This is a genomic window from Bradyrhizobium sp. (assembly GCF_030697065.1).
In the GTDB taxonomy this organism is placed as follows: domain Bacteria; phylum Pseudomonadota; class Alphaproteobacteria; order Rhizobiales; family Xanthobacteraceae; genus Bradyrhizobium.
In genome coordinates, this window is sequence record NZ_JAUYQU010000256.1 from 1 (window position 1) to 25,335 (window position 25,335).

Annotated in this window: 24 protein-coding genes and 1 pseudogene; 15 read left to right on the forward strand and 10 right to left on the reverse strand. The window is 64.6% G+C overall.

All coding sequences use genetic code 11. The features are described from left to right. Nucleotides 1-203 (reverse strand): annotated as a pseudogene (locus Q8R73_RS19890) (hypothetical protein); the annotation flags it as partial. Between the two features lie 142 nt (nucleotides 204-345). On the opposite strand from Q8R73_RS19890, the gene cysG reads away from it, so the two are divergent. The 9 genes from cysG to Q8R73_RS19935 all read left to right on the forward strand — a co-directional run bounded on the left by cysG (nucleotide 346) and on the right by Q8R73_RS19935 (nucleotide 9,028). Continuing rightward, on the forward strand, nucleotides 346-1,782 hold the full coding sequence (cysG, locus tag Q8R73_RS19895; RefSeq protein ID WP_305721255.1) for a siroheme synthase CysG: 1,437 nt from the start codon (nucleotides 346-348) through the stop codon (nucleotides 1,780-1,782). Further along, nucleotides 1,779-2,093, forward strand: a complete 315-nt coding sequence (locus Q8R73_RS19900) for a DUF2849 domain-containing protein (protein ID WP_305721256.1) — start codon at nucleotides 1,779-1,781, stop codon at nucleotides 2,091-2,093. The genes cysG and Q8R73_RS19900 overlap by 4 nt, the downstream gene beginning before the upstream one ends. Nucleotides 2,094-2,105: 12 nt before the next feature. Next, nucleotides 2,106-3,761, forward strand: coding sequence for a nitrite/sulfite reductase (locus Q8R73_RS19905; protein ID WP_305721257.1), 1,656 nt, complete (start codon nucleotides 2,106-2,108; stop codon nucleotides 3,759-3,761). After that, nucleotides 3,748-4,263 (forward strand): DUF934 domain-containing protein, encoded by a 516-nt coding sequence (locus tag Q8R73_RS19910; RefSeq protein WP_305721258.1) that lies wholly within the window; start codon nucleotides 3,748-3,750, stop codon nucleotides 4,261-4,263. Before Q8R73_RS19905 ends, Q8R73_RS19910 begins: the two co-directional genes overlap by 14 nt. Next, nucleotides 4,260-4,997 carry a phosphoadenylyl-sulfate reductase gene (locus Q8R73_RS19915; RefSeq protein WP_305721259.1) on the forward strand — a complete coding sequence of 246 codons (738 nt, stop codon included), beginning with the start codon at nucleotides 4,260-4,262 and terminating at the stop codon, nucleotides 4,995-4,997. The genes Q8R73_RS19910 and Q8R73_RS19915 overlap by 4 nt, the downstream gene beginning before the upstream one ends. Nucleotides 4,998-5,240: 243 nt before the next feature. Continuing rightward, nucleotides 5,241-6,290, forward strand: coding sequence for a sulfate/molybdate ABC transporter ATP-binding protein (locus Q8R73_RS19920; protein ID WP_305721297.1), 1,050 nt, complete (start codon nucleotides 5,241-5,243; stop codon nucleotides 6,288-6,290). A 157-nt stretch (nucleotides 6,291-6,447) separates the two neighbouring features. After that, on the forward strand, nucleotides 6,448-6,969 hold the full coding sequence (locus Q8R73_RS19925) for a CAP domain-containing protein (protein WP_305721260.1): 522 nt from the start codon (nucleotides 6,448-6,450) through the stop codon (nucleotides 6,967-6,969). Nucleotides 6,970-7,061: 92 nt separating this feature from the next. Further along, nucleotides 7,062-8,234 carry a DUF3734 domain-containing protein gene (locus Q8R73_RS19930; RefSeq protein ID WP_305721261.1) on the forward strand — a complete coding sequence of 391 codons (1,173 nt, stop codon included), beginning with the start codon at nucleotides 7,062-7,064 and terminating at the stop codon, nucleotides 8,232-8,234. 5 nt (nucleotides 8,235-8,239) lie between these two features. Next, the gene (locus tag Q8R73_RS19935; protein ID WP_305721262.1) at nucleotides 8,240-9,028 is read left to right on the forward strand and encodes a 3-hydroxybutyrate dehydrogenase; all 789 of its coding nucleotides are present in this window, start codon (nucleotides 8,240-8,242) and stop codon (nucleotides 9,026-9,028) included. Between the two features lie 107 nt (nucleotides 9,029-9,135). Here Q8R73_RS19935 and Q8R73_RS19940 read toward each other — a convergent pair whose 3' ends face one another. The 3 genes from Q8R73_RS19940 to Q8R73_RS19950 all read right to left on the reverse strand — a co-directional run bounded on the left by Q8R73_RS19940 (nucleotide 9,136) and on the right by Q8R73_RS19950 (nucleotide 12,275). Beyond that, nucleotides 9,136-10,497, reverse strand: coding sequence for an oligosaccharide flippase family protein (locus Q8R73_RS19940; RefSeq protein WP_305721298.1), 1,362 nt, complete (start codon nucleotides 10,495-10,497; stop codon nucleotides 9,136-9,138). 245 nt (nucleotides 10,498-10,742) lie between these two features. Continuing rightward, entirely contained in the window at nucleotides 10,743-11,207 is a 465-nt protein-coding gene (locus tag Q8R73_RS19945) for an AbfB domain-containing protein (protein WP_305721263.1), read from the reverse strand. Between the two features lie 228 nt (nucleotides 11,208-11,435). Then, nucleotides 11,436-12,275: a protein-disulfide reductase DsbD domain-containing protein gene (locus tag Q8R73_RS19950; RefSeq protein WP_305721264.1), complete on the reverse strand. Its 840-nt coding sequence runs from the start codon at nucleotides 12,273-12,275 to the stop codon at nucleotides 11,436-11,438. A 138-nt stretch (nucleotides 12,276-12,413) separates the two neighbouring features. Here Q8R73_RS19950 and Q8R73_RS19955 point away from each other — a divergent pair, with 138 nt between their 5' ends. Beyond that, nucleotides 12,414-13,064, forward strand: coding sequence for a YqgE/AlgH family protein (locus Q8R73_RS19955; protein WP_305721299.1), 651 nt, complete (start codon nucleotides 12,414-12,416; stop codon nucleotides 13,062-13,064). A gap of 135 nt (nucleotides 13,065-13,199) precedes the next feature. Here the strand turns inward: Q8R73_RS19955 and Q8R73_RS19960 are convergent, their stop codons facing one another. Both Q8R73_RS19960 and Q8R73_RS19965 read right to left on the reverse strand, forming a co-directional pair. Beyond that, nucleotides 13,200-14,087 (reverse strand): TauD/TfdA family dioxygenase, encoded by an 888-nt coding sequence (locus tag Q8R73_RS19960; protein WP_305721265.1) that lies wholly within the window; start codon nucleotides 14,085-14,087, stop codon nucleotides 13,200-13,202. Between the two features lie 103 nt (nucleotides 14,088-14,190). After that, nucleotides 14,191-14,970, reverse strand: coding sequence for an SDR family NAD(P)-dependent oxidoreductase (locus Q8R73_RS19965; RefSeq protein WP_305721266.1), 780 nt, complete (start codon nucleotides 14,968-14,970; stop codon nucleotides 14,191-14,193). Nucleotides 14,971-15,069: 99 nt separating this feature from the next. On the opposite strand from Q8R73_RS19965, the gene Q8R73_RS19970 reads away from it, so the two are divergent. Together Q8R73_RS19970 and Q8R73_RS19975 are read left to right on the forward strand one after the other, a co-directional pair. Beyond that, entirely contained in the window at nucleotides 15,070-15,804 is a 735-nt protein-coding gene (locus tag Q8R73_RS19970; protein ID WP_305721267.1) for an SDR family NAD(P)-dependent oxidoreductase, read from the forward strand. 56 nt (nucleotides 15,805-15,860) lie between these two features. Then, the gene (locus tag Q8R73_RS19975; protein ID WP_305721268.1) at nucleotides 15,861-16,229 is read left to right on the forward strand and encodes a CsbD family protein; all 369 of its coding nucleotides are present in this window, start codon (nucleotides 15,861-15,863) and stop codon (nucleotides 16,227-16,229) included. A gap of 134 nt (nucleotides 16,230-16,363) precedes the next feature. On the opposite strand, the gene Q8R73_RS19980 is transcribed toward Q8R73_RS19975, so the two are convergent. Next, nucleotides 16,364-18,049, reverse strand: coding sequence for a DUF459 domain-containing protein (locus Q8R73_RS19980; RefSeq protein WP_305721269.1), 1,686 nt, complete (start codon nucleotides 18,047-18,049; stop codon nucleotides 16,364-16,366). A gap of 139 nt (nucleotides 18,050-18,188) precedes the next feature. Then, entirely contained in the window at nucleotides 18,189-19,562 is a 1,374-nt protein-coding gene (locus Q8R73_RS19985; RefSeq protein ID WP_305721270.1) for a lytic murein transglycosylase, read from the reverse strand. A gap of 252 nt (nucleotides 19,563-19,814) precedes the next feature. On the opposite strand from Q8R73_RS19985, the gene Q8R73_RS19990 reads away from it, so the two are divergent. From Q8R73_RS19990 to Q8R73_RS20000, 3 genes are all read left to right on the forward strand, one after another. Further along, nucleotides 19,815-20,699, forward strand: coding sequence for a UTP--glucose-1-phosphate uridylyltransferase (locus Q8R73_RS19990; protein ID WP_305721271.1), 885 nt, complete (start codon nucleotides 19,815-19,817; stop codon nucleotides 20,697-20,699). After that, the gene (locus tag Q8R73_RS19995; RefSeq protein ID WP_305721272.1) at nucleotides 20,696-20,944 is read left to right on the forward strand and encodes a hypothetical protein; all 249 of its coding nucleotides are present in this window, start codon (nucleotides 20,696-20,698) and stop codon (nucleotides 20,942-20,944) included. The genes Q8R73_RS19990 and Q8R73_RS19995 overlap by 4 nt, the downstream gene beginning before the upstream one ends. Before the next feature lie 231 nt (nucleotides 20,945-21,175). Beyond that, nucleotides 21,176-21,529: a DUF2200 domain-containing protein gene (locus Q8R73_RS20000; protein ID WP_305721273.1), complete on the forward strand. Its 354-nt coding sequence runs from the start codon at nucleotides 21,176-21,178 to the stop codon at nucleotides 21,527-21,529. Between the two features lie 59 nt (nucleotides 21,530-21,588). Here Q8R73_RS20000 and Q8R73_RS20005 read toward each other — a convergent pair whose 3' ends face one another. Further along, a complete protein-coding gene (locus tag Q8R73_RS20005) occupies nucleotides 21,589-22,302 on the reverse strand; it encodes a RibD family protein (RefSeq protein ID WP_305721274.1) in 714 nt (237 codons plus the stop codon). Nucleotides 22,303-22,339: 37 nt separating this feature from the next. Continuing rightward, entirely contained in the window at nucleotides 22,340-25,216 is a 2,877-nt protein-coding gene (locus Q8R73_RS20010) for an EAL domain-containing protein (RefSeq protein ID WP_305721275.1), read from the reverse strand. Nucleotides 25,217-25,335: the final 119 nt, after the last annotated feature.

Consider the following 25,335-nt stretch of genomic DNA (forward strand, 5'->3'; position numbering starts at 1 on the left):
AGCGCCAGCTTCTTCAGCCGCGCAAAGGCTTCCCTGAAAATGTAGATGCTCTGCGCCTCAAGCCCGTCGAGATGATCCATGGTGGGGGGAGGTAGGGGGCGGTCGGACGAAATTTGGGACGGGACTTGCAGGGCAGACGACCCGCCCGGCGGATCGGAGCGGCGCAACCGGGCGATGGCGGAATCGTTGTCGAGAAGATGCATCTCTGCCCCTTGGCCTAGGGAGGCCAAAATTCTATAGTTGCAATGCAGTAGAGAAGAAAATATTTCTCTTTGCTGGCATTGAACAAGACATATATAGAAAATAATTCTAGTCAACCCCGCGAGTTGGGGCAGCGAGTGTCGCATGCGATTCCTGCCAGTCTTTCTCGACCTGCAAACCGGACCGGTGCTGCTTGTCGGCGCCGGCGATCTGGCGCGGGCAAAATTGCGCCTGCTGGCGGCCGCGGGCGCCCGCATCCGTTACTTCGCGATCGACGGAGAGCATGATGTGGGCGGACTGGCCGCGGATGAAGCGGCGCGGATCGAACTGGCGCAAGGCGATCCGCTGACGTCAGATCTGACGGGCGTGATCGCGATCCTGTGCGCGGGCGCCGGTGACATCGGGGTTGCGATGTCGGCGCGGGCCAAGGCGGTCGGCCTTCCCGTCAATGTGATGGACGATCTCGCCCATTCGACTTTCATCTTTCCCGCCATCGTAGATCGCGGCGATGTCGTCGTCGCCGTCGGCACCGGCGGCGCCTCGCCGGTGGTGGCGCGCCGCGTGCGCGAGCGCATCGAAGCGGTGCTGCCCGCGCGGATCGGTGATCTCGCCACCTTTATCGGCCGCTGGCGCAAGACCATCCATGGCCGCATCCCCGAATTCGCGTTGCGCCGCCGTTTCTGGGAGCGTGTGGTCGATGGCCCGATCGGAGCGCTGGTGCTCGCCGGCCGCAAGGACGAGGCTGAAGCCGCGCTGAACGACATTCCCGACGCATCCGCCTTCGCCGGTGCGCTTGCATCGGGCAAGGCCGAGGGCAGGGTGACGCTGGTCGGCGCCGGCCCGGGCGATCCCGATCTTCTGACCATCAAGGCGCTGCGCGCGCTGCAGGACGCCGACGTGGTATTCTACGACGAACTGGTCTCGCCGGAGATTCTCGATCGGGTGCGCCGAGATGCGTCGCGCGTGCCGGTCGGCCGCCGCGTCGGCAAGCCGGGCATCGGCCAGGGCGCCATCAACAAGTTGGTGATCGAATCCGCGCAATCGGGCCAGCGCGCGGTGCGCCTCAAGGGCGGAGATGGTTTCGTATTCGGCCGCGGCGGCGAGGAGATCGAGGCGTTGCGCGCGGCCGGCGTCGCCTATTCGGTGGTGCCGGGAATAACCGCGGGTCTCGGCGCGGCCGCGCAATTCGAAGTGCCGCTGACGTTCCGACACGAGGCGCTGCGCATTACGTTTCTCACCGCGCACAAGGCCAGGGATGCCGATGCCGTCGACTGGTCGACCCTGACCGACGCGAAGATGACGGTCGTGGTCTACATGGGAATGACCGCGGCGCCCTCGGTCCGATCGGGCCTGCTCGCCGCCGGACGTTCGCCGCAAACCCCGGTCGGTGTGTTCGCTCGGGTGACGCGGCCGGATGCGCAAGCCGCCGTTGGAACGTTGCAGGATTTGCCTGGCCTGATCGAGAAGATCGACGGCGGCCCGGCCATTCTCATCATCGGCGACGTGGTCGCCCATTCCGCGCCGTGGCGCGAAGCCGATCTCGACAAAGTGATATCCAAACTGCTGGAAACCGCCGCATGACCTCACCGCTGCAACAGAAAATCAAGATCACTGGTCCTTCCGTCATCACCGCCAACCGCACCTGGGACGGCATCGTGATCTGGCGCACGACCGCAAAGGGCTGGTCGGCGGATCTGTCGGACGCCGCGATCGTGCGCACCGCCGATGAAGCGCGGGCGCTGCTGACCGAATCGATCGCCGACGACGTCGGTGCGATCGGCGCCTACATCGCGCCGGTCGACCTCAGGGACGCCGGCGCGATCAAGCCGGGCAATCTGCGCGAACACATCCGCTCGGCGGGGGTCACCATCGACCTCCCGGTCCCGGTGTAAGGCCATTTTGCCATGTATGCATATGACGAACTCGACCGCACCATCATCAACGAACGCGTGGAGGAATTCCGCGATCAGGTGAAGCGCCGGCTGTCCGGCGAACTCACCGAGGACGAATTCAAGATGCTGCGGCTGCAGAACGGTGTCTACCTGCAACTGCACGCCTACATGTTCCGCGTCGCGATTCCCTACGGCACGCTGTCGTCGGAGCAGTTGCGGCGGCTGGCGCATGTCGCGCGCAAATATGATCGCGGCTACGGCCACTTCACCACCCGGCAGAACATCCAATTCAACTGGATCAAGCTCGCCGAACTGCCGGATGCGCTGGCCGATCTCGCCGAGGTCGGCATTCACGCCATGCAGACCTCGGGCAACAACACCCGTAACGTCACCTCGGACCAGTGGGCCGGCGTGGCGCCGGGCGAGATCGAGGATCCCCGGATCTGGTCCGAACTGCTGCGGCAGTACACCACGCTGCATCCGGAATTCTCGTTTCTGCCGCGCAAGTTCAAATTCGCGATCACCGCATCCGACCATGACCGCGCGGCGATCAAGGTGCACGATATCGGCCTGCGGCTCTACAAGAACGAAGCCGGCGAAACCGGTTTCGAGGTGCTGGTCGGCGGCGGCCTCGGCCGCACCCCCTTCATCGGCAAAACGATAAAACCGTTCGTGCACGGCCACGATCTGCTGAGCTATGTCGAGGCGATCCTGCGCGTCTACAACCAGTACGGCCGCCGCGACAATATCTACAAGGCGCGCATCAAGATCCTGGTGCACGAACTCGGCATCGAGAAATTCGCCCGGGAAGTCGAGGAGGAATGGCTGCAGATGCGCGACAGCGCGCTGGCGATCGATGATTCGGTGATCAAGGATATCCGTTCGCGTTTCACCTATCCCGTCTATCAAAAGCTGCCGCACATGCCCGACGAGTTGAAGCAGGCGGCGCACGACCCGCATTTCGAGGCATGGCGCAGGAATTCGGTCGCGCCCCACAAGGCGCCGGGCTATGCGATCGTGACGCTGTCGCTGAAACCGGTCGGCGGCCCGCCCGGCGACGCCACCGCCGATCAGATGGACGCCATCGCCGATCTCGCTGACAGATATTCCTTCGGCGAGATCCGCGTCGGCCACGAGCAGAATCTGGCGCTACCCCATGTCGCGCGGCGCGACCTGCCGGCGCTGTGGAAGGCGCTGGACAGGATCGGCGTCGCCACCCCGAACGTCAATCTGGTCTCCGACATCATCGCCTGCCCGGGGCTGGACTATTGCTCGCTGGCCAACGCTCGGTCGATCCCGATCGCGCAGGAACTGACCCGGCGCTTCGCCGATCACGATACTGCAAGCCTGATCGGGCGGCTGCACATCAATATTTCCGGCTGCATCAACGCCTGCGGCCATCATCACGTCGGCCATATCGGCATTCTCGGTGTCGAGAAGAACGGCGAGGAATTCTATCAGATCACGATCGGCGGCCGCGCCGACGAAAACGCCGAAGTCGGAACGCTGATCGGGCCCGCCGTTCCCTATGGCGACGTCGCCGACGTGATCGAGGATATCGTCGAAGCCTATCTCGCGCTGCGCGCCCGGCCCGACGAGTTGTTCGTTGATACCGTGAAGCGGCTTGGCGTCGAGCCGTTCAAGGAGCGCGTCTATGCCACTCGTTAAGGGCGGGAAGATCACGACCGATCCGCTGGTTCATGTGGCCGACGACGCCGAACTTCCCGGCGAGGGCGCCATCCTGATCTCCGCCACGCGATTTCTCGGCGATGCCGAAGCACTTTCGTGGCGCGCCGGCGAACTCGGCGTGGTCTGGCCGAACAACCGTGACCTCGACGATCTCGTTCCCCATCTCGGCCGGCTCGCCGCGGTGGCGCTGGTATTTCCGAGCTTCCGCGACGGCCGTGCCTACAGCCAGGCGCGATTGCTGCGGGAGCGCCACGGCTATAGGGGCGAGTTGCGCGCCACCGGCCAGGTGCTGCGCGACCAGTTCGTATTCATGCTGCGCGCGGGCTTCGACGCCTTCGAGGTCAGGAAAGAAGCCGACGCGGAAGCCTTCGCCGCCACGGTCAAGCGTTATTCGGTCTTCTATCAGCCGACCGGCGATGGCCGCATCACCGCCCTGCACCGGCGCATGCAACTGCGCCATTCGGAGAGTGCCGGCCAGTGAACGCGCTCGCGGACCAGGTTCTGCCGGAACTGAAGGCGCGCGAACTGGCGCCGGCGGCGCTGGAACTTGCTCTTGCGTTGCGTCACGCATCGCCCGCGGACGTGATCGCGGCGGCCGTGCAGACGGTCGGCCGCGAGCACCTAGCCGTGGTCTCGTCGTTCGGCACCGAATCGGCGGCACTGCTCAAGGTGATGGCCGATGTCGATCCCGCCATCCCCGTGGTGTTTCTCGACACCGGATGGCTGTTCGAGGAGACGCTGGCCTATCGCGACACGCTGATCGCCACGCTCGGCCTGCGCGACGTCCGCTCCATCAGGCCGCTGGAGCAAACATTGTCGCGCGAGGATCCGGATCGCGAATTGTGGTTCTCCGATCCCGACGGCTGCTGCCGGATCCGCAAGGTGGAGCCGCTGGCGCGGGCGCTGGCGCCGTTCTCGGCATGGATCAACGGACGCAAGCGCTTCCAGGGCGGGCTGCGCGCCGACATGGCCGTGGTTGAGGACGATGGGGTCAGGCTGAAGTTCAATCCGTTCGCGAGTGCCTCGCGCGAGCAGATCGAGGCGATCTACCGCCTAGCAAAGCTGCCGCCGCATCCGCTGACGGCATCGGGTTATCTCTCGGTCGGATGCATGCCCTGCAGCAGCCGGACGTCGACGGACGAGGACGCTCGCGCCGGCCGCTGGCGCGGCAGAGCCAAGACGGAATGCGGCATCCATACCAGCCGGACCTCATAGACGGGCTGACTCATTACGCTTGCGCTTCACGGCCGATCCTGTAGCCAGTTGCACCGACCGGGGACGATCTGCCGGGTCCGGTGTCAGCAAGGTCCGTCGGGCGGCGATTGGTCGAAATCCTCTATAATGTGTATCAATTCGTGGCGGCGTTCGCGATCGCCTCCCCTGCTGGCCATGCCGGCGTTGATCACCCCGGTGGCAAAGACCATTCTCGAGCGGCATCTGACGAGGGACAACTTCCCAGTGGCGATTGAAGTCAAGAACATCGTGAAGAAATTCGGCACGTTCGCCGCGCTCGACCATGTGGACCTGAAGGTCGCCGATGGCGAGTTGCTGGCGCTGCTGGGGCCGTCGGGCTCGGGCAAGACCACGCTGCTGCGGATCATCGCGGGGCTGGACTGGCCCGACGCCGGCGAGGTTTCGTTCGACGGCCAGAACGCGCTGGCGCACGGCGCCAGCGAGCGCCACGTCGGTTTCGTGTTTCAGCACTACGCGCTGTTCCGCCACATGACGGTGTTCGAGAACGTCGCCTTTGGCCTGCGGGTGCAGCCGCGCGCGGTTCGCAAGGACGAGGCCGCGATCCGCGCGCGGGTCAAGGAATTGCTGGATCTGGTGCAGCTCGACTGGCTTTCGAGCCGCTATCCGAGTCAGCTCTCCGGCGGCCAGCGCCAGCGCATCGCGCTGGCCCGCGCGCTCGCGATCGAGCCGCGCATCCTGCTGCTCGACGAGCCGTTCGGCGCGCTCGACGCCAAGGTGCGCAAGGAGCTGCGGCAATGGCTGCGTTCGTTGCATCAGGAGATCAACGTGACCTCGATCTTCGTCACCCACGACCAGGAAGAGGCGCTCGAAGTCGCCAACCGGGTGGTGGTGATGGACAAGGGCCGCATCGTGCAGATCGGCACGCCCGGCGAGGTCTACGACAATCCGGCCACCGCCTTCGTGCACGGCTTCATCGGCGAATCCATCGTGCTGCCGGTCGAGGTGCGCGACGGCAGCGTCGAGCTCGGCGGCAAGCCGCTGAACATTTCAGCCGAAGGCGTCACTTCCGGGGCCTCCAGACTGTTTGTCCGCCGTCACGACATGGCGATCGGCGTGCCCGGCACCGGCGCGTTCGAGGGCGCGGTGCGGCATGTGCGGACCTTCGGCCCGATCCAGCGCGCTGAAGTAGCGCTGTCGGCGGGCGAGGGTACCACCGTGATCGAGATTGACGCGCCCCGGGACCGCGAGCTGCAGCCCGGCGACATTGTGAGCCTGCACCCCCGCCGCTACCGGATTTTTGCGGGGCAGGATTAGGTGAGTCGTCATTCCGGGATGGTCCGCAGGACCAGACCCGGAATCTCGCGCGACAGCCTCTGAATTCCGAGTTCGAGGCTTCGCCTCGCCCCGGAATAACGCCAAAAGCGTCGGCCGTTCACCATTCAGCCACGGTTCCTGTGCAACAACCCTTGCCATGGGGAACCCTCGAATCACGCGCGCCGCGGCCGCGATTATCGGGCTGCTGGCGCTGGGCGGCTGTGCGGCGGATGCACCCGTGACCGAGCAGCCCACAATGTATCTCAGCATGGCCAATGGCGGCGCCAGGCTCGATCCGCAGGCCGCGGCCTCGATGATCTCGCTCTACCGGCAGAACAACGGCCTCGGCGCCGTGGCGGTCGACCCCGAATTGATGAAGCTCGCCGAGCAGCAGTCGCAGGCCATGGCCAGCCGCAACAAGCTCGACCATGACGTCAAGGGACCGCTGACGAAACGGCTGAATGCATCGGGCTATCCGGCGACGCTGGCGGTTGAGAATGTCTCCGCCGGCTACCACACCATGGCGGAGGCCTTTTCGGGCTGGCGCGACTCGCCCCCGCACAAGGCGAATATGCTGAAGAACGGTGTCACAAATTTAGGCATCGCGGCCACCTATGCTCCCAACACCAAATACAAGGTGTTCTGGACGCTGATTCTGGCATCCCCGGAAAAGCGATAAACACGGCGTGATCCGGCGTTGCGGCCTGGCTGATTGACGCCGTCGCCAACTGACGCCACGGTAGCATCGCTTTTTTATGTTCATCGAGAATCATGACGGACAATCCCCATTCCGCGCCCGCCCACACGCCCGCAAAGGCTCAGCGCGTGCTCGTCCTGCAGGGCGGCGGCGCGCTCGGCTCCTATCAGGCCGGCGCCTATCAGGCGCTGTGCCACCATGATTTCGAACCTGAGTGGATTGCCGGCATTTCGATCGGCGCCATCAACGCCGCGATCATCGCCGGCAATCCGCGCGAGAAGCGGGTGGGGCGCCTGAAGGAATTCTGGGAGATGGTCTCCTCGCCGGTGCCCTGGAATCCGGTCGGCAAGTCGGACCGCGCGCGATCGTTGTTCAACGAGACCAGCGCCGCGCTGATCGCCACCTTCGGCGTTCCCGGCTTCTTCACGCCGCGTGTGCCGCCGGCGCCGCTGTGGCCGCCGGGCAGCCCGCAGTCGCAGAGCTATTACGACACCGCGCCGCTGAAGCAGACGCTGGAGCGGCTGGTCGATTTCGACCGCATCAATGACCTGAAGACGCGGCTCAGCGTCGGCGCCGTCGGCGTGGCCTCTGGCAATTTCAAGTATTTCGACAATTACGAGATGAAGAAGCTCGGCAAGAGAATCGGGCCGGAGCACATCATGGCATCCGGCGCCCTGCCGCCGGGCTTCCCGTCGGTCGAGATCGATGGCGAGCATTACTGGGACGGCGGCATCGCCTCTAACACGCCGCTCGATTACGTGCTGGAGGAGGAAACCAGTCGCGATCTCCTGATCTTCCAGGTCGACCTGTTCAGCGCACGTGGCGAGTTGCCGGTGTCATTGCTCGAGGCAGCCGAGCGCGAAAAGGACATCCGCTTCTCCAGCCGCACCCGCATGAACACCGACAAGAACCGGCAGGTTCACAACACCCGCAAGGCGTTGCGCGAATTGATCGGCAAGTTGCCAGACTATCTCAGGAACGATCCGTCGGTCGACATCCTCTGTGAAGCCACCAAGGAGAGCACCGTTACGGTGGTGCACCTGATCTACCGCAGCAAGAGCTATGAATCTTCCTCGAAGGATTACGATTTTTCCCGGGTCGGCATGGTCGAGCATTGGGGCTCGGGCGAGCGCGACGTCCATCTGTCGATGCGCCACAAGGATACGCTGCATCGGCCGCAGGCCGGTGAAACCATGATGACCTACGATCTTGCGAGGGACGGCACCCTCAACGGCAAAAAGGAGTGAAGCGAATGGGTACGTTGACAGGCAAGACCGCTGTTGTGACCGGCTCGACCAGCGGCATTGGATTGGCGTATGCGCGGGCCTTCGCCGGCGCCGGCGCCAATATCGTTCTCAACGGCATGGGCGCTCCCGCCGACATCGAGAAGGAACGCTCGGGCATCGAGGCAGACTTCGGGGTCAAGGCGGTGCATTCGCCCGCCGACATGACCCGGCCCGCCGAGATTGCCGGCATGGTCGCGCTCGGCGAAAGCACCTTCGGTTCGGTCGACATTCTCGTCAACAATGCCGGCATCCAGTTCGTGTCGCCCATCGAGGAGTTTCCGATCGAGAAATGGGACGCGATTATCGCGATCAACCTCTCCTCGGCGTTTCATGCCATCCGCGCCGCGGTGCCCGGCATGAAGAAGCGCGGCTGGGGCCGCATCATCAACACCGCCTCGGCGCATTCGCTGGTCGCCTCGCCGTTCAAGTCGGCCTATGTGTCGGCCAAGCACGGCATCGCAGGCCTCACCAAGACCGTGGCGCTGGAACTCGCGACCCACAAGATCACCTGCAACTGCATCTCACCCGGCTATGTGTGGACGCCGCTGGTGGAAAAGCAGATTCCCGACACCATGAAGGCCCGCAACCTGACCAAGGAGCAGGTCATCCGCGACGTATTGCTGGAGGCGCAGCCGACCAAGGAGTTCGTCACCTCGGAGCAGGTCGCCGCGCTGGCGCTGTTTCTCTGCGGCGACGACGCGGCGCAGATAACCGGCACCAATCTGTCGATCGACGGCGGCTGGACCGCGGGGTAGGGGACACAAGCTCGTCATTGCCGGCCTTGACCCGGCAATCCATCGCCTTTGGGGGAAGTCTCTTGCGCAACCTGATGGATGCCCGGGCAAGCCCGGGCATGACAATCCTAACCGCGCTTCCCGAACGCCAGCACGTGAAGCCCGAGCCGCTTCCGCACGATCCAGAACAGCAGCACCGTCTCGAACACCAGCGCGATCGAGGTTGCGGCTGCGGCGCCGTGGCCGCCGAATTCGGGCACCAGCAGGAGGCAGAGCACGAGATTCATCGCGAACGCCAGCGCATAGGCCAGCGCGCAGATCATCTGGTGGCCGAGCATGTTGAGCAGCCGCTCGACCGGGCCGATCGCGGAGCGCGCCACGAGGCCGATGGCGGCGATGAACATGATGTCGTAGCCGACGACGAATTGCGGTCCGAACAGCCACAGCAGCGGCTTCCCCAGTGCCAGCAACACGATGGTGGCGGCGAGCGACGGCCAGAACGTCCACTTGATCGAATGCGCGACATAGGCCGACAGCCGCGCCTTGTCGCCGAGCGCGTGATATTCGGCAAAGCGGTGCGCCGTCGTCGCCGACATCGCGTAGTGAATGAAGGACACCAGCGCCAGCGTTTTCACGACCGCGAAATAGACGCCGACTTCCTCGGATGAGCGGAACTGCTGCAGCACCAGCACGTCGGTGTAGGACAGCAACAGGTAGAAGCTCTCCACCAGCAGGATCGGCAGCGAGACCGCGAGCCAGCCGCGAAAATCGTAGGCCTTCGGGCCGGGCTCGACATGACCGCGGAGCCGGCGGTTCAGCACCATCATCTGCCCGATCATGGCGATCCATACCGCGGCGGCGCTGGCGAGCATCGCGGCGGTGGCGCCGAGATCGAAGCCGAGCGCAAAGGCGCCCGCGGTAAAACCGATGATCAGCGACTGCCGCACGATGAATTGCGGCATCAGGCCGAGCCGCATCCAGTCATGCGAGCGCGCGATGCCGTCCTGGGTGTTGGCGACCACGAAAGCCGGCAGCGTGACGCAGCCGATGTACAACGGCACCACCGAATTAGGATCGATCCACGGCGACAGCATTCTCACGACGCCGGCAAGCAGTGCCGAGATCAGCGCCGACACGGCAAACGTCATCCAGCGGCTGCCGGACAGGAAGCCGCGCAGCAGCGCCATGTCGCCGCTCGCGCGACATTCCGGGATGATCTTCTGCGCCGACGCCGAAATTCCGAAATCCATCATGCTGCCGAGCAGCAGCACCCAGGTCCAGACGTAGACGTAGACGCCGTAGTCCGAGCCGCCCATCCAGCGCGCCAGCAGGATCTGGGCCAGGTATGCCATCGCCGCGCTGATGACGCGAATAATGAACACCGTACCGGCCAGGCGCTTCGTGACGGAGGCTTCACTGGTGCCGCCAAGCAGCGACTTCAGCCGCGCAGCAATGCCGGCAGGCGAAGCGGTTGCAGGATCGGTTTCCATCACGGCCACGGAAGAAGCGTCCCCGGAAAGGCCGCGAGGGCGGCGATACTCCGGTCTATCAACCAATCGTTAAGATTTGGTCTCCCGCGGCCGTCGTGCTGAATCGTGCACGGCGCGGAGTCGCCACCAGCCGGCTATCAGGACCGGTTGCTTGCCGCCGCTCCGTCGCGCCGGAAGCGCAAGTCAAATCCGAATCCGGCGCCGCAAGGCCTGACCGTGTATCTGTCGATTCGTTGACGAGTCGCCTAGCTGTTTGGGGGTTGAGGCGGGCCTCTCCTGAACGTCGCGTCCTGATGGTCGAGAGGCGTGTTTATCGGTTCGGCAAACAGTTGGAAGCTTCTGTGCCGAATGAAGCGGTCGGGAAATTTCACGGAACGAAATGAAAAGTGATTCGGGTCGATGAGTCCGGGTACAGCGACGAAGGTCGATTCCTGGCGAACCTCCTCCTTTCTGTCGGGGTCGACGATACCGTCGAAGAACTTCTCGTGGATGCGGAAACTGTCGAAATCCGCAATGTGCAGCACGAAACCTAACGGCGCGACGGCTCGTCGCAGTTGCCCCGTGGTGTCGAACCTCAGACTGGGGCCGGTCCAGTCGAAGGTGGCGTTACCGCGGTCGATATCGGTTTCGATCTTGGCAATATCGGCAAAGCCGCCTCGTGCGACGATGAACCTGTCCTGGAAGTTGTTCGAGAACAAGGAAAAAGACATGATGTCCTCCTGGTAATGTGTCGAGTTGAGTATCACTCGCGCGGAGCATCGAATTTCTAGCGCGGACCACAACCTCGCATTGTGGTGTGGTTCACAGTCGCGATCGTGCAGGAATTCAATTCATCGTGTTGACAGCGCGATGAAAGACAATCGCGTTTCGCGGAGCGCTACGCGAACAAACAGGATGGTCGATTGCGCGATGGCTGAAGTGGGGGTGTCCCCGTCGGGTCAGTTCAGATTGACATTGAACTCGTAGGCGCGGTCGCCGCCGACCAGGGTCAGTTTGAGCGCGGCGCCCTCGGCGGTCGCGCCCGGCGGCAGGCCGTCGAGTTCGAAGCCGAACCGCTTGACCCCGGGGTACCCGGCCTCGATCAGTTTCGGAACCGGCAGCGCCCAGTCCGGCGTCGGTCCTTCGACGAACAGGCTGACTTCGCGCGTGTCGGCTACCGCCACATCGACCAGCACGGTGGATTTGCCGTCGCGCTTGACATCGCGGATGGTCAGCGGGTTCGGATCGCCGACATTGGCCGGCTTCGGCACGGTGTCGAGGGCAGCGTACAGCGCGCTGTCCTCGGTGCTGGCGACGCTGGTGAAGGCGAGTTCAGCCCTGGCTTCGACGGGAATGCAGAGTTTTTCGCAGATTGCGTAGTTGATTTCGGCGCGCAGCGTCACCGGCTTGTCGGCATTTTTGGCGACGATCCGCAGTGGCAGCAGGACCTGGGTCTTGTAGCCGAACATTTGACCGCCGGCGCCGTCATCGAACTGTTTTGGCGCCGGCCACAGCACCGTGACGGCTTCGACATTGTCCGATTTCGAGAAATCGAAGCGCGGCGGCACCCCGGAATCGCCGGGCGTCCGCCAGTAGGTTTTCCAGCCCGGCTGCAGCCGAAACGCGATGCCGCCGAGCAGCACCGCGCCACTGCGCGAGCCCGCCAGCAGCCGGACCGCGGAGTGGTCGTCGTGCTGCCATGGCGACGAATCCCCGGCGTGGACCTCGGTCGCCAGGGACGACACGAATACGGCAGCGGCCAGGGCAAGCGCGGTCCGCAGGGGAACTATGACGATCATGAGACGTCTTTACAGGCTGGCAGGGCCGCAAACCATTGAAATGCTTGTGATCCGGCACGAATACCGGCGCGATGGTTGATTGACAGAACGCCCACCCAATATCAGGATGGTCAACAACGCGAGAGTCCTTATATGCGGATGGACCCTGAAGGCAAAAGACCGAGGACTGCTCGCCGCCAAGCCGCCGGCGCTGGCGACAATTCGTCCAATCAGGGCTATCTCGACGGTCAGCTATTGATCGCGATGCCGGTGATGGGAGATCCGCGCTTCGAGCGTTCGGTGATCTATCTCTGCGCGCACTCGTCCGAAGGCGCGATGGGCATCATCGTCAACCGCCCGGCCGGCAGCATCGACTTTCCCGAATTGCTCGTGCAACTCGACATCATCAAGAAGGCCGACCAGATCACGCTGCCTGAAAACGCCGAGAGCATGAAGGTGCTGAAAGGCGGTCCGGTCGAAACCGGCCGCGGCTTCGTGCTGCATTCGAGCGATTTCTTCATCAAGGATGCGACGCTGCAGATCGACGAGGGCATTTGCCTGACCGCGACCGTCGACATTCTCAAGGCGATCGCCAAAGGCGCCGGCCCCAAGCACGCGATCCTCGCGCTCGGCTATGCCGGCTGGGCGCCGGGACAGCTGGAAACCGAAATCCAGGAAAATGGCTGGCTGCACTGCTCCGCCGATCCGGATCTGATCTTCGGCCGCGACGTCGAGGAAAAATACCTGCGTGCGCTGCGCAAGATCGGGATCGATCCCGGCATGCTGTCGAACGAAGCCGGGCATGCATAAGCTTCGGTCGTCATGCCGCGCAAGGCGGGGCATCCAGTAATCACCGGTGTTTTCCAATTCCAACAGCTGCTTTTACTGGATCGCCCACATTCGCGGGCGATGACAACCATTTTTATGGAGCGATGGCTCGCGACATCACTCCGCCGCCTGCTGCGTCACCGTAGGTTCGGTGCCGGCCACCGTGGCGCGGCGCATGTCGCGCGGCTGCGACTGGTCGTAGCGGCGGACGCGGTGCATGGTCTGGCGGTTGTCCCACATCACGAGATCATGCAGCGTCCATTTGTGGACGTGGACGAATTCGGGCTGCGTGGCATGCTCGGTGAGATCGCGCAGCAACAACCGCGCCTCCGGCATGGTCATGCCCCTGATGGCGCCGGCATGCGACGACAGATACAGCGACTTGCGGCCGTGCACCGGATGGGTGCGCACCAAACGCTGCAGCACCGGCTTGAACAACTCCTTTTCTTCATCGGTGTAATCGAGAAACCCGAGTGATCCCCGCGAATACATCAGCGAATGCTCGCAGATCATGTCCTCGATCTCGGCTTTGGTGTCGTCATCGAGCGCGTCATAGGCCGCACGCATGTCGGCGAATTCGGTGTTGCCGCCCTTCGGGTTGACCACGCGCGCCGACAGCAGCGAAAACTTCGCCGGAATCGGGCGGAACGAACTGTCGGAATGCCACAGCGAATTGCCGAGATTGAACAGATGGGTGCGGTGATCCTTCGGCAGCGGCCTGCCGTCCTTGCCGAGGTTGGAGACGTCGTTCAGACCGGAGGTCAGCCGGTAATCTTCCTTTTTGGTGACGGTGCCGCCGCGCGCGTTCTCGCGCTCGCCGAAATTCAGCGCGAACGCCAGTTGCTGCTCGTCGGTGATGTCCTGATTGCGGAACAGCAGCACGGCGTATTTGTCCATGCCGGCCTCGATATCGCGGGCTTCCTGCGGCGTCAGCGGCTTGCGCAGATCGACGCCGGATACCTCGCCGAAGAAATGCGGATGAAGCTGCCGGATCGTGATGGCCATGGCGCGTTTTCTCCTGATCGAGGCGGGCGGTTAATCCGCCCTGTTGGGCGAAAAACTACTCCCTGTCTGGATGATGTCAACGTCGCGCCGCGCATGCCCGCCCTCAGGCGTTGCGCGCCATCAGGCCACCGTCCACCGGGATCACGGCGCCGGTCAGGAACGATGCCGCCGGCAGGCACAGGCTCAGCGTCATGTGAGCCACTTCCTCCGGGTCGCCGTAGCGGCCGAGCGCGGTGCGGCGTTTGGCGTAGATCGTCTTGTGCTCCTCCGAAATCCGCTCCGTGATCGCGGTCCTGATCGGGCCCGGACAGATGCAGTTCACGGTGATGCCGTCGCGGCCGAGTTCCACCGCGAGCGACCGCGTCAGGCCGGCCACGCCGGCCTTCGCCGCCGAATACGGACTATGCAAGGCGGTGGCGCCGAGCGCCTCGGTGGAGGCGATATTGACGATCCGCGGGCTTTTCGACCGGCGCAGGTGCGGCAGCGCGGCGCGGATGATGCGCGGATGCGCCGTCAGCATCACGGCCAGACCTCTCGCCCAGGCTTCCTCGTAGCCGTCGTCGTCGATTGCCACGCGCACCGAGATGCCGGCATTGTTGACGATGATATCGAGCCCGCCGAAATGCGCGGCGGCGGCGCTGACGACGGCGTCGATATCGTTGCGGCTGGCGACATCGAGCGTCCACGCTCTTGCGGTGCCGCCGTCGGCCGCGATCTCCTCCGCAACCGTCCGTGCGCCTTCGGCCGAGTAATCCGTCACGGCGACGTTGGCGCCCTCGGCCGCGAATACGCGCGCGGTGGCGCGGCCCATGCCGCTCGCCGCACCGGTGACGAGCACGGTCAATCCCTTGACCGAGCGGCTGAGTTGTTTGAAGTCGGCCATCGCATACTCGCTGATGAGGGCCTGCGGCTTGCAGGATTGACAAGGCTGGCACCGATCCCCAGACACGTCAAACCGGACAAGAAAAGCGGGAGGCACGCAATGAACGAACTGGATTTCGGCGGCAAGCAGGTTCTCGTGGTCGGCGGCTCCAGCGGCATCGGCAACGGCATCGCCCAGGCCTTTCGCACCAGGGGCGCGCGCGTGCATGTCTGCGGCACCCGCGCATCGGCGAAGGATTATTCGCCCGAAGAGGGATCGCATCTCGATGGCCTGGATTACGCGCGGCTCGACGTCAGCGATCCCCAGGCGATCGAAAATTTCAAGCCGTCGTTCGATCGGCTGGATGTGCTGGTGCTGGCGCAGGGTGCGGTGATCTATCGGCGCGGCGAATTCGAAATGGACGGGTTTCGCAAGGTGCTCGAGGTCAACCTGATGAGTCTGATGGCCTGCGCCGGCAAATTCCACGGCATGTTGAGTACGGCGAACGGCTCGCTGATCATCGTCAGTTCGACCGCCGCCTATCACTCGACAAAAGGTAATCCGGCCTACAACGCCTCGAAGACCGGCGCCATGGGCTTGACCCGGACGCTCGGACAGGCCTGGGCCGAGGACGGCATTCGCGTCAACGGCATAGCGCCCGGACTGGTCGATACCAAAATGACCAGGGTCACGACATCAAATCCGAAGCGGCTCGAGGGCGCGATCGGGCGTATTCCGCTGAAGCGGCTGGGTACGCCGGACGACATGGCGGGCGCGGCACTGTTTCTGGCCTCGCCGCTGTCGTCCTACATCGTCGGCCAGACGCTCATCGTCGATGGCGGACTCATTCTCTAGGAACCGGAGCCGGTTTCGTCAGTTACCTCCGCGAGAATCAGCTCAGGAGTAAACAGATGGACAAGGATCGAATCGCCGGCACCGCCAAGGATTTCGCCGGCAAGGTCGAAGGTGCCGCAGGCAAGGTCACCGGCGACGCCCAGACCGAGGCCTCGGGTCGCGTTCGCGAGGCTGCCGGCACGGTGCAGAACCTGTACGGCCAGGCCAAGGATGCCGCGCGCGACGCCACCGATGCCGCCGCCGGTCTTGCCAAGGACGCCTATGACAACAGCGGCGAAACCCTGCGCGAGGGATCGGAAGCCGTGGCGAAGAGGGTGCAGGACAATCCGCTCAGCGCACTGCTGATCGCGGGCGGCATTGGCTTTGCGCTGGCGATGCTGTTGACGCGTCCGCCGCGCCGTCCCCCGGCACGCTGGCGCTACTGAAACCCGGCAATCTATCTCCTGGTTCCGGGATGCGCCCATCGGCGCAAGCCCGGAATCCGGGGGCTACAGGGCGAACTCAACCGACATTCCGGGTTCGATGCATCGCATCGCCCCGGAATGACTCATGGCTATGCTTAGCGCGCGAACCAGCCCGGGACCGATGCTGATCGCCCGACGTCGGCTGGCGGACGCGGTCCTGCCGGTGCGCGCGGCGGCGGCGGCGCCTGACGCGGCGCAGCGCCAAATCCAAAGAAATTCCGCAATGACGGCATGGGCGTGCCCGGTTGCGCCGTCGCTGGCGGCGTGGCCGGTTGTGGCGGGCGAACCAGCTTCTTCGCCGCAGGTTTCGGCGCCTCCTCAGGAGCGGCAACCGTTCCATCCGGCATCGTGGACGCCACCGGCACATCGCCTCTGGCTGGCTCCCGTCCGACCTCGCGCCGCGGCCACATGAAATCATCGGCGCGGCCGGCAGGTGGCGCCAGAGGTTCGCCCTTGACCAGCGTACGCGCCGCCAGCGCATCGACCGATGCCGGCCGCGAGCCGGGACCGCCGAGCAGCTGGTCGGTGCCGACCGAAGAGGCCACCAGCGGCAGGATCGGTCCGGCCAGCGGACGCGGTGCCGGCTGACCGGGCAGGGCGTTGGCGTCGGGTGTGGCGGGTTCGGTCGGCAACGCGATCGGCCCGGAACGCGCCGCCATCAGCCGGGTGATCTCGCGCTCGGCATAATGCGCGAGCTTGCGTGCGCCGGCCTTGGTGAAATACACGCCGTCAAAGGAGCGTAGCCGGCGGGTCTGGCCTTCGAAGTCGGGGCCCTGTTGCAGGAACCGGCCGGCCTCGTCGACGAAACCGTCCCAGACGTCGACATAGGTGATGCCGGCCTTGCCGGCGGCGTCACGATAGAGCGAATTCAGGAACAGCGCGTCCGACGTCGCCTTGGGGCCGCGCACCGCGGGCAGGCCGACCCACAGCACCGGCACCCCCTTGGATTTCAGCACGGCGATCATCTCTTCGATCTTCTTGGCGTAAAGCTCGACCCAGCGTTCGTCGCGAAACTCATGGAGACCGCCGGCGCGGCCGGTTTTTTCCGGAGCGACGATCGAGGGCACGTCGCCGTCGGCATCATCGGCCGCGTCGGCATCGGCCGGCTTGTTATCGGGCTTCGCTTTGGCGTCGGCCAAATTGTCCGGCTCTGCAGCGGGCTTCGCGTCGCCCGGTTTGGCATCGGTCCTGGCATCGGTCTTGGCGCGCGGGTCCTTCTTGTCGGTCTTTTTCTCGGGCTTGTCGGCCGCCGGCTCGCGGATCGCGACGCGGTCGTTGAGCCCGAGCATGACCAGGATGGCGTCCGGCTTCTCGCTGGCGAGGATACCTTTTGCCGCGGCCACCCAGTCGGCCGGTTCGCCCCTGGGCTGGTACCTGATCAGGCCGGATACGGTCCTGTGCTTGCGGATCACGCCCATATCCGGCTGCTCGGAATAGGCGTCCTCGAGGCCGTAAGCGAGCCAGTCCGCCATGGCGTCGCCCAGCACCAGCAAGTTGCGCTCCGGCACGATGTTAGGGTCGCGCTTGTCCGGCGGCGGAGCCCTGGAATAACTTTCGACCCGCTTCGGCGCCGGCTGCTGAAATGGCGCGAACAGGTCGCCGCCGAACCAGCCGCCCCCGCCGCCGCGCTGCGGCGGCGCCTGCCGCGGCGGTCCGCCGAAATTGAAGAACTGCGCGGATGCCGGCCCGACGATCCCGACCAGCAAAGCGATTGCAACCGCCAGCGCGATCAGCGGGCCGCTTTCGGTAAACACCCGGAAAAAGGACTTCGGCTTCTGCATTCGGATCGATCGCAATGTGAAGATCAGGCCATCGCTATAATAGCGGAATCAGGCCGCAAGCGGGCAGATTTCCTGCCATAAGCCGGGCATCGGCGGCTGTCGTCAAGGTCGCTCCGGAAATGTCGTCTTCAAGGTTACTTTACTGCCGGCCCCTGAGCCGCTCCAGCACCTCGGAGGAGGCAAATCCGTCCGCCGGCGCCCCGATCGAGGCCTGGAAGCCGCGCAGGGCCTCGCGGGTGTGGCCGCCGAACTGGCCGTCGGGGGTGCCGCGATAGAAGCCGCGCCGGGCCAGAAGCTGCTGCAGTTCCAGCCGCTCGGCGCGGGACAGCGTGCGTTCCTGCCGCGGCCAGGGCTGCACGAACGGCGCGCCGCCGCGGAGCCGGTCGGCGAAATGGCCGATCGCCAGCGCATAGGCCTCCGCCGGGTTGTATCGCATGATAACCCGGAAATTCTGCAGCATCAGGAAGCCTGGCCCCTCGGCGCCGGCCGGGGCCAGCAGATAGGCCTTTTCGGCCGGATTCGGGAACCGCTTGCCGCCGGCGCGGGCCAATCCGAGATTCTCCCATTGCGCGATCGTCATCGCCTTGCCGCGGTCGGCCAGCATGTAGTTGAAGTTCTTGGGGATCACCACCTCGAAGCCCCAGGTCTGGCCGGGCTGCCAGCCGGACTTTTTCAGGTTGTTGGCGGTCGAGGCGATCAGGTCGGCTGGATTGTCGACCACGTCGCGGCGGCCGTCGCCGTCGGCATCCACCGCAAAGCGCTTGAACGAGGTCGGCATGAACTGCGTCGGGCCGAACGCGCCGGCCCAAGAGCCGCGCAACTGTTCGGGGCGCAAATCGCCGCGGTGCAGGATTTCCAGCGCCGAGAGGAACTCGTCCCTGAAGTATTTCTGGCGGCGGCCGATGCAGGCCAGCGTCGCGGTGGAATTCAGCACGCTGCGATCGCCCATCATCGTCGAATAGTTCGATTCGATGCCCCAGATCGAGGCGATGATGTAGCGGTCGACGCCGTAGGCTTTCTCCACGGCGTCGAACTGCGGCTTGTATTTGGCAAGCACCTCGCGGCCCTTGGCCAGCCTGACGTCGTTGACCAGAATGTCGAGATAATCCCACACCGACTTGGTGAATTCCGGCTGCGAATCCATCAGGTCCATGATGCGCAGGTCGGGCGCGAGCCCGGCGGTGAAGCGCTGGAAGCTGGCCTGCGAGATGCGACGCCGTGCGGCTTCGGGCCACATCGAGGCGACGCAATTGTCAAAATTCGCCGCCGCCTCGCGGATCGCGGACGCCGTCATCGCGGGATGGCCGGAAGCCCCGTCCTGGCCGGTCCAGGGCAACGGGGCGCTGCTGGCGGCGGGCGCAGGTTGCGCCTGCGCCTGCGTCGCGGATTTTGGGCCGGAGAACATGTTGCCGAACGGATTCGGCAGCCCGCCGCCGTGGGATTGGGCGCGTACCTCGCCGGCCAGCAACAGCGTCGTGGCAAGCACGACCGCGCCGGCCCGGCTCAATCTCATGTGTCCCGTCCGCATGTCTCGTCGTTCCCCGAAATGTCGCGCTCATCCCCTGGGCCAGAAGGCCCTGTCACGGTTGCCAATAGCTTAACAAGGGCCGGATTTTGTTTCTTGTCTGTTTGCGGGCAGGCCGGGGAACCATCATCATACATCCGCCTTTGTTCCCGGCTGCAAACCGGTTACCAACGTGCGGTCAGAACGCGCGTTCCCCCGGCTCTCTTACCCGAAGCTCCCTCAAAGGCGTCCCGAGCCCACATGAAAATCCGCAAAGCCGTCTTCCCGGTCGCCGGCCTCGGCACCCGCGTCCTGCCCGCCACCAAGGCGATGCCGAAGGAAATGCTGACCATCGTCGACAAGCCGCTGATCCAGTATGTGTTCGACGAAGCCAGGGAGGCCGGCATCGAGCATTTCATCTTCGTCACGGGCCGCAACAAGGGCGTGATCGAGGACCATTTCGACCGCATGTTCGAACTCGACACCACGCTGGCCGCGCGCGGCAACAAGAAGGCCGAGATCGACATCCTGGCGCGCGACCAGCCCGCCGCCGGCGCCACCAGTTTCACCCGGCAACAGGCCCCGCTCGGGCTCGGCCATGCGGTGTGGTGCGCCCGCGATATCGTCGGCAACGAGCCGTTCGCGGTGGTGCTGCCGGACGAACTGGTGCTCAACACGCCGGGATGCCTGGCGCAGATGATCGAGGCCGCCAACAAGCTCGGCGAGAAATCCAACCTGATCGCGGTTGAGGAAGTGCCCGCCGATCTGACGCATCAGTACGGCATCTGCGGCGTCGGCAAGCGCCACGGCAGCAACATGTTCGAGGTCGACGGCATGGTGGAGAAGCCGCCGCAGGGCACCGCGCCGTCCAATCTCTCGATCACCGGCCGCTACATCCTGCAGCCGGAGATTTTCAGGATCCTGGAAACCCAGGAGCGCGGCGCCGGCGGCGAAATCCAGCTCACCGATGCGATGATCGGCCTCGCCAGGACGCAAAGCTTCTACGGCGTCGAGTTCGAGGGCGAGCGGCACGATTGCGGCTCCAAGGCCGGCTTTCTCCGCGCCAACATCGCCTTCGGCATGGCGCGGGCCGATTTGCGCGACGGGCTGCGCGCGGAGATGAAGCACTATCTGGAGCGCAAGTGAACGATTACGACCCGCTGCGCGATTACCTGAAACAGCAGACGCTGCCCGAATTCGTGCTGAGCTTCGAAAAGATCGAGGAGATCATCGACGCCGCACTGCCGCGCGCGGCGCACCGCGCGTCGTGGTGGGAAACGCTGCGCAGCCCGCAGGAGAAGATGCCGCAGCGCGAAGCCTGCCTCGCCGGCGGCTATATCGCGACCCGGCTGGCGGACGGCAGGAGCGTGCGGTTCAAGAAGATCAAGTGAGGGCGGCGCATCCGCCGCCGTCCTTCGTGTGTCTGGAGCGAGGACGCCCGCCCCAAGCAAAATATCGAAAACAACCCCATGCACAGATACACATCCCGGATCATGCTACCTTCGCGCTCCGTTTGAGCTCGTTGCCACCGATGTCCGGTCGGAGATATTTTGCGTCGGGCCGGGGTATGCGCGGAGCCCCGGGCCTTGGTTGCATGACTGTTGGGCACCCCTGGAGCACCCATGGCAAAACACCGGATCTATACAGCGAGCTTCGCAAGCGTTTACCCGCATTACGTCGCGAAAGCCGAGAAGAAGGGCCGCACCAAAGCCGAGGTCGATCAGATCATCTCCTGGTTGACGGGCTACGGCCAGAAGCAGATCGAAACCCAGCTCGAAAAACGGACTGATTTTGAAACCTTCTTTGCGAAGGCGCCGAAGATCAATCCGTCGCGCGCCTTGATCAAGGGCGTGGTTTGCGGCGTCCGGGTGGAGGACGTCGAAGAGCCACTCATGCGCGAAATTCGCTACCTGGATAAATTGATCGACGAACTGGCGAAGGGAAAAGCCATGGAAAAGATTCTGCGAAAGGAATGATCCCGGCCGCTGGGGAGAGACCGGCACTCCCCTTTCGGTGTCGCAAATGGATAGCCCGTCTATTCCGCCCGTTCCACGGCGTGCCGCAGCCAGATCATCCCGCCTTCGAGCGTCTCGCAATGGGTCAGCCGCAAGGTCTGGCCGGCGCCGGGACGGTCACCCTCCGGGCCCTCGTAATCGACGATGCTTTGCGCGCCGGCAACGCCGTCCACGGCGGGAAAAATCAGCGTGCTGAACTCATCGATCAGTCCGCGCTTGAGGAATGATCCGTTAATTCTGCCGCCACCTTCAAGCAGCAGTTTTCCGGCGCCGAAACGCGCGGCCATCTGCTCCATCGCCCCTGCCAGATCGTCGCCGCCGGCGCCGGCGAAGATGTAGGAAACGCCATCTTCGCGAAGTTCGGCGAGGTATGCGTCGGACACCTGCTCGCCGAGTACCGCAACGACATGGTCGCCGCCGACATTGTCTTTGCCGTAATGGGCACGGCCCGACGGATCGATGGCGATGGCGAGCTTGCGGCCGCGGGGCGCGGCGACATGCGCTTCACGCGGCAGCTTCGGTGCTTCGGCAACTTTGCGCTCGGTGCCCTTGGCCATTTCGCTCATGGTCCTGCGGCCCACGATCCATCCATCGGCCCCGAAGCTGTCATGAACCTTTTCATAGTGCCCGCGCAGGACGTCCCACGAAATTCCCGGCGCCGCCCGCGTGAAGCGGCTGGGATGAAGGCGTCCATCGATGGAAGTACTCATGTGGCAGATGATATGAGGTCGCATGAGTTGATTCCGTTCGATGAGGAGCGGGCGCAATTGACTAGCTCGCCGCCTCCAGCCGCTCTTCCGTCAACAGCCGCATCGCGGCATCGGCGTCCATCGGCTCGCCGAACGCAAAACCCTGCGCGTATTCGCAGCCGAGCTGATAGAGCTCGACGGCATCGGAGTCGGTCTCGGCGCCTTCCGCCACCACGTCCATGCCGAGGTCGTGCGCCAGCGCGATGATCGACTTCAGGATCACCGGGCGGGTGCCGCGGCTGGTGGTGCGCACGAAGGACTGGTCGATCTTGATGGTGTCGAAGGGAAAACGCTGCAGATAGGCCAGCGAGGAATGGCCGGTGCCGAAATCGTCCAGCGACAGTCCGGTGCCGAGTTCGCGGATCCGGGTCAGCATCTGGGCGGCGTGCTCGGGGTTTTCCATGACCAGCGATTCCGTCAATTCCAGCTTGAGCGTGCCGCGCGCCACCGAGGAACGCGACAGCACGGTGCGGATATCGTGGATCAGATCGTGCCGCAGCAATTGCCGCGAGGAGACGTTGACGCTGGCAAAAATCGGTTCGCGCGAGCGCATCGCGCGCTGCCAGATCGCCAGTTGCTTCGCGGTCTGGTCCAGCACGAACATGCCGAGATCGACGATCAGACCGATTTCCTCCGCGATCGAGATGAATTCCACCGGCGACATGCGGCCGAGCTTCGGATGGTCCCAGCGCGCCAGCGCCTCGAAGCCGGCGATCGAGCGATCTTCCAGCCGCACGATCGGCTGGTACAGGATGGTGATCTCCTCGCGCTCGATGGCGCGGCGCAATTCGCTTTCCAGCGTCAGCCGGTCGGTCTTGCGCGCGCGCATCGCCGGCTTGTAGACGTCGATGCGGTCGCCGCCGATGCGCTTGGAATGGTACATCGCCAGTTCGGCGTCCTTGATGATCTCTTCGGACAATTGCGTCTGCGGGTCGGACAGTGCGAGGCCGATCGAGGCGGTCAGGAAAATCTCGCGGTCGTTGAAGGCGATCGGGGCGCGGATTGTCTTGCGGATGGTCTCGGCGAAAGCGGTGATGCGCGCCGAATCCTGCTCCGACATCAGGATCAGGCCGAACTGGTCGCCGGCGAGCCGGGCCAGCGTGTCCTGCGGCTTGAGGATGCGGGTCAGCCGCCGCGCCAGCGTCAGCAGGATGGAATCGCCGACCGCGATCCCGACGGAATCGTTGACCTGCTTGAAGCGGTCGAGGTCGATCACCATCAGCGTCGGCCGCAGGTTCGGCATGGTCTTGGCGAAATTGGCCACGGCGCCGAGCCGGTCGATGAACAGCTTGCGGTTCGGCAAGCCCGTGAGATTGTCATGCACGGAATCGTGCAGCATGCGCTCTTCGGCGTTCTTGGCCTCGGTAACGTCGGTCAGCGTCCCGACCACGCGGGAAACCTCGCCGTCGGAGCCGACCACGGGCCGTGCCTTCAGCGCGAACCACATGAAGTGACCGTCCGGCGTACGCAATCTGAAATCCTGCACCAGCCGGCCGCGGCGCTGGTCCAGCACGCTGTCCAGTGCCGCGCGGAATCGGTCCTGGTCGAGCGGGTGCAGCACTTCCAGCCATTTCGCCGCGGGGCCTTCCAGCGTGCCGCGCTTGAGGCCGAGCAGTTGCTCGGTTTCGGGGCTGGTGAACACCTTGTCGGCCGAGACGTCCCAGTCCCAGATCAGGTCGCCGGAGCCGGTCAGCGCCAGCGCCCGGCGCTCGACGTCGGAGACCACGCCGGTGGTGGCGCCACCGCCGGCGAAGGCGTGCTGCATCACGGTAAAGCCGATCAGCATCACGATCAGCACGAGGCCGCCGAGCAGGGCGGGGCCGACGATGTCGTTGGTGACGGAGCCCGCCACCGTCATGCCGGCTGCGATCACCCAGACCACCAGCAGGAACCAGGTCGGGATCAACAGGACCGCGCGATCGAAGCCGTGGGTCGACAGATAGACGATCAGCGCAAATCCGGCGAAGGCGATCAGCACCAGCGACATCCGCGCGATGCCGGAGGCGACCGCGGGATCGAACAGCGCCAGCGCCACCAGCGAGCCGAGGAAGGTCAGCCACCCCACGGTGATGTGGGAATAGCGCACATGCCAGCGGCTGAGGTTGAGATAGGCGAACAGGAACACCAGCAGCGTCGCCGCCAGGATGGCTTCACCGGCCGCGCGCCAGACGCGCTCGGCGTTGTTCGACATGTCGAGCACCTTGCCCCAGAAGCCGAAATCGACGCCGATATAGACCAGCACGGCCCACGCCAAAGCGGCAGCGGCGGGGAACATGATGCTGCCCTTGACCACGAACAGGATGGTCAGCACCAGCGCCAGCAGGCCGGAAATGCCGATCACGATGCCCTGGTACAGCGTGAACGAATTGACCTTGTCCTTGTAGGCGTCCGGCTCCCACAGATAGAGCTGCGGCAGTTTATCGGTGCGCAGTTCCGCAACGAAGGTGATGACGGCGCCGGGATCGAGCGTGATGCGGAAGATGTCCGCGGTCGCGCTCTCCTGTTTCTCGGGACGGTCGCCGGTCGAGGGCGTGATGGTGGCGATGCGCGACAGCCCGAGGTCGGGCCACAGCAGCCCCGACGACACGATGCGATAATGCGGCGCCACGATCAGGCGGTCGAGCTGGTCGTCGGTGTTGTTGGCGAGCGCGAACACCACCCAGTTCTGTCCGCCCTCGCGGGCGCGGACTTCGACGCGGCGGACGATGCCGTCGGTGCCCGGTGCGGTGGAGACCTGGATGCGGTCGGCGTCGCTGCGCTGATATTGGAGGATCGCGGTGAGATCGATCGCAGCCGCGTCACTGCGAACGCTGACCGCGTCGACAGCGCGCGCCGGCGGCGCGGCGGCAAACATCATGAGGCCCAGCGCGAGGGGCGCAAGGCACCTGATCAGACGCAATGTCAGTTCTCCGCAATCAGCCACATGTCCGGGCGAAGCTGATCGACCGGCGTTGCGCGATAAATGACATGAAAGTGAGGGAAATCAAAGGGTTTCCGGATGCGCATCGCGCAACAGCG